The following is a 3,970-nucleotide window of genomic DNA, read 5'->3' on the forward strand; positions in this document are numbered from 1 at the left end:
CTCACTTGTTGTAAGACTTGCCCTCGCTTGATTTCGTTATTGATTGTTTGAGGAGCTCTTCCAAGTAGGCGAGCAATTTCTCGATTGGATTTTCCTTCTTTGTTCCATCGTTCAATGTAGCGACGATCATTAATTGTCAAATGTTTTCCTTTTATTGTATAATTGTTTTGCATCTCTGTGCCCTTCCTTTTGTTTGTGGTGAACAACAAGTATAGCACGGAGGTGTTTTCTTATACCTTACAAAAGGATTTCATTTGACAACAGGGACTTTTGAAGCTGTTTTGAGGGCTAAACCAAGGCTATCATTAGCCTTGGCCAATTAGCCTAACAGCTCCAAACCTATTATCAAATGAAATCAGACAACTCATCAGAATGAGTTGTAGTACTTATCTAGCAGATAGGATGGGTGGCTAACTTCATTTTAAAATTTTTGTTGGACTCGCAAAAATCATTTGATATCGAAGTTTACAGGAAGTAGGCAGAGATTTTTGAGGGATATGATATACTAGAGGAGAATGAACAGAATAAGGAGAACCATATGACGCTTTCAGTCATTGTTCCTTGCTTTAACGAAGAAGAGGCGCTGCCTCTTTTCTACCAGGCAATGGAAGCGATTCAGCCTCAGCTGGATCAGGAGTTTGAGTATATTTTTGTCAACGACGGCTCCCGTGATCGGACTCTGGAGGTGCTCCGAGAGTTGGCAGCCCAGGATTCAAAGGTTACCTATCTGTCCTTTTCCCGAAACTTTGGGAAGGAGGCGGCTCTTTATGCTGGGCTCCAGGAGGCTCACGGGGAGCTCGTGACCGTGATGGATGTAGATCTTCAGGATCCGCCAGAGTTGTTGGTGGAGATGGTGCAGCGTTTGGAGGCTGACCCGGACCTGGATTGTGTGGGGACGCGGCGGGTGACCCGGGATGGGGAACCGCCGATTCGTTCCTTCTTTGCCCGGATGTTTTATCGCTTGATTAATCGGATTAGCCAGGTTCAGATGGTCGATGGGGCCCGCGATTTCCGGCTAATGCGGCGACAGATGGTGGATGCGATCTTGGAGGTAACCGAGTACAATCGCTTCTCCAAGGGGATTTTCTCTTGGGTTGGTTTTAAGACCGAGTATTTGGAGTACAAGAATGTCGAGCGCGTGGCGGGGCAGACCAGTTGGAATTTTTGGCAGCTCTTTAGCTATTCGCTGGAGGGGATTGTCAACTTTTCGGATGCTCCCTTGGCCATTGCCTTTGTGGGAGGAGCCTTGTCCTGCTTGCTGGCCTTTGGCTTGGCCGGCGTGGTGATTGTCCGGACCCTTTTGTACGGGGATCCAACCGCAGGTTGGCCGTCTATGGTCTCCATCATCCTCTTTTTGGGAGGTTTTCAATTATTAACAATCGGAATTCTTGGCAAGTATATTGGTAAGATTTTTATGGAAACAAAAAATCGGCCGATCTATGTGATCAAGGAGCGTTCAGAAGGGAAAGGGTAAGCAATGATTCTCATTACAGGAGCAAAAGGCCAACTCGGTACGGAGTTGGTGCATTATTTGGACGAGTTAGGGCAGGACTATGTGGCCCTCGATGTGGCGACAATGGATATCACCAAGCAAGAAGAGGTGGATCGGGTCTTTGCGGAAGTGCAGCCAAGTTTGGTCTACCACTGCGCGGCCTACACAGCTGTTGATGCGGCAGAGGATGAAGGCAAGGAATTGGATTATGCCATTAATGTGACTGGAACCGAGCATGTGGTGCGGGCGGCCGAAGCCCACGGGGCAACCATGGTCTACATCTCCACTGACTATGTCTTTAACGGCGATAAACCGGTCGGCCAGGAATGGCAGGTGGACGATCCGGCAGATCCCCAAACAGAATATGGCCGTACCAAGCGGATGGGAGAAGAGCTGGTTGAAAAACTTTCCAGCCGTTTCTACATTATTCGGACAGCTTGGGTTTTTGGGAATTACGGGAAAAACTTTGTTTTCACCATGCAGAACTTGGCTAAGAGCCACCCTGTCCTAACGGTTGTGAATGACCAGCACGGTCGCCCAACCTGGACCCGGACCCTGGCAGAATTTATGGTGCATTTAGCGGATAACCAGCATGACTATGGTTATTACCATCTGTCGAATGATGCCGACCAGGATACAACCTGGTATGACTTTGCGGTGGAGATCCTGAAAGATAGTCCCGTGGAGGTCAAGCCAGTTGATTCGAGCCAGTTCCCAGCCAAGGCTAAACGTCCCTTTAACTCGACCATGGACTTGACTAAGGCCAAGGCAACCGGATTTGTGATTCCAACCTGGCAAGAAGCCTTGGAGGCCTTTTACCAGCAAGAAGTGAAATAAGTAGTTAGCAAGGGAGCGTAGATTCTATGGGAATTTTAGTGTTAGGTGGAGCGGGTTATATCGGCTCGCACATGGTGGACCGCTTGGTTTCACTGGGACAAGAGCGGGTTGTCGTGGTCGACAATTTGGTAACAGGACACCGGGCTGCGGTGCATCCAGATGCAGTCTTTTATGAGGGTGATCTGGCTGATCAAGACTTCATGCGGCAGGTTTTCAAAGAGAATCCGGATATTGATGCGGTGATCCATTTTGCGGCCTATTCCTTGGTCGCAGAATCAATGGCTGAGCCCTTGAAATATTTTGACAACAATACCGCAGGGATGATTCGTCTCCTCGAGGTGATGCGGGAAGTAGGTGTTAAGTCGATTGTCTTTTCTTCAACTGCCGCAACTTATGGAATTCCAGAAGAGATTCCGATTCGGGAAACGACCCCGCAAAAACCAATCAACCCTTACGGCGAAAGCAAGTTGATGATGGAAACGATTATGAAATGGGCGGACCAGGCCTATGGAATCAAATTTGTCCCGCTCCGCTACTTTAATGTAGCTGGTGCCAAACCAGATGGCTCACTGGGAGAGGACCACGGACCAGAAACCCACCTGTTGCCAATCATCTTGCAGGTGGCCCAAGGTGTGCGTGATAAAATCATGATCTTTGGCGATGATTACCAGACATCGGACGGGACCAATGTCCGTGACTATGTGCATCCCTTCGACTTGGCAGATGCTCATCTCCTAGCTGTTGAGTACCTGCGTGCAGGCAATGAGTCCAGAGCCTTTAACCTGGGATCAGCGACTGGTTTTTCTAATTTGGAAATTTTGGAGGCTGCCCGCAAGGTTACCGGTAAGGAGATTCCAGCAGAAATCGCCGATCGCCGGCCGGGGGATCCAGACACGCTGATTGCCTCTTCAGAGCTGGCGCGTGATATTCTAGGCTGGAAACCTAAGTTTGATAATATCGAAAAAATCATCGAAAGCGCCTGGGCTTGGCATTCGAGTCATCCCAAAGGTTATGATGATCGCGACTAGGATGGCTGAGGCTTTTGTTAGTTGAAAAAACTTGATAAAGTGAAACCGCACTTGGAATAGGAGTGCGGTTTTCTGCATTATGGCTTCTAGCCAGTTTTTCTCGAAGAGAAAAATAAGGTAAGCGGTAAGCGCCCAATAACAAGGTATCTTCCGATAAAGTATAGTAGAATGAAACAGAAACCGCACACTTTGTGCTATACTATTTTTATGGCATATTCAGTAGATTTTCGTAAAAAAGTTCTTTCATATTGTGAGAGTATTGGCAGTATTTCTGAAGCAGCAACTGTTTTCCAAATTTCTCATACTACCATTTATCAATGGATTAAATTAAGGGGACCTCTAAAAACTAAATTTCTGAAAATCTAAATGTTGATTTATCAAGGTTTGAGTGATTCAATTTGAAGAAAAACTGGGGTTTTTAGAGGTTCCCTTAAAAGAGAAAACAGGAGAGCTTCATCACCAAGTTAAAGGGACCACCCCAAGAAAAGTTGATAGAGATAAGTTAAAGAGTTATCTTGAAATCCATCCAGATGCCTATTTGACTGAAATAGCTGCTGAGTTTGACTGTCATCCAACAGCTATTCATTATGCTCTTAAAGCTATGGGATATACT

Annotated in this window: 4 protein-coding genes and 1 pseudogene; 4 read left to right on the top strand and 1 reads right to left on the bottom strand. The window is 46.8% G+C overall.

The genetic code is table 11. The features are described from left to right. Positions 1-173, bottom strand: a 173-nt coding sequence (locus tag HZY94_RS08870; protein WP_179925851.1) for a helix-turn-helix domain-containing protein, incomplete at its 3' end; no start/stop codon positions are given. Between the two features lie 365 nt (positions 174-538). On the opposite strand from HZY94_RS08870, the gene HZY94_RS08875 reads away from it, so the two are divergent. From HZY94_RS08875 to HZY94_RS10780, 4 genes and pseudogenes are all read left to right on the top strand, one after another. Beyond that, positions 539-1,474, top strand: coding sequence for a glycosyltransferase family 2 protein (locus HZY94_RS08875; protein WP_179925852.1), 936 nt, complete (start codon positions 539-541; stop codon positions 1,472-1,474). A gap of 3 nt (positions 1,475-1,477) precedes the next feature. Beyond that, positions 1,478-2,329 (top strand): dTDP-4-dehydrorhamnose reductase, encoded by an 852-nt coding sequence (gene rfbD, locus HZY94_RS08880; RefSeq protein WP_160332592.1) that lies wholly within the window; start codon positions 1,478-1,480, stop codon positions 2,327-2,329. 26 nt (positions 2,330-2,355) lie between these two features. Beyond that, positions 2,356-3,357, top strand: a complete 1,002-nt coding sequence (gene galE, locus HZY94_RS08885; protein ID WP_179925853.1) for a UDP-glucose 4-epimerase GalE — start codon at positions 2,356-2,358, stop codon at positions 3,355-3,357. Positions 3,358-3,564: 207 nt separating this feature from the next. Further along, positions 3,565-3,970: pseudogene (locus tag HZY94_RS10780) on the top strand (IS630 transposase-related protein); the annotation flags it as partial.

The sequence above is a fragment of the Streptococcus danieliae genome, assembly GCF_013415245.1.
GTDB classification, from domain to species: domain Bacteria; phylum Bacillota; class Bacilli; order Lactobacillales; family Streptococcaceae; genus Streptococcus; species Streptococcus danieliae_A.

Coding starts and splice junctions, on each gene's coding strand:
- HZY94_RS08875 (WP_179925852.1), top strand. CDS start 539: ATGACGCTTTCAGTCATTGTTCCTTGCTTTAACGAAGAAGAGGCGCTG.
- rfbD (WP_160332592.1), top strand. CDS start 1,478: ATGATTCTCATTACAGGAGCAAAAGGCCAACTCGGTACGGAGTTGGTG.
- galE (WP_179925853.1), top strand. CDS start 2,356: ATGGGAATTTTAGTGTTAGGTGGAGCGGGTTATATCGGCTCGCACATG.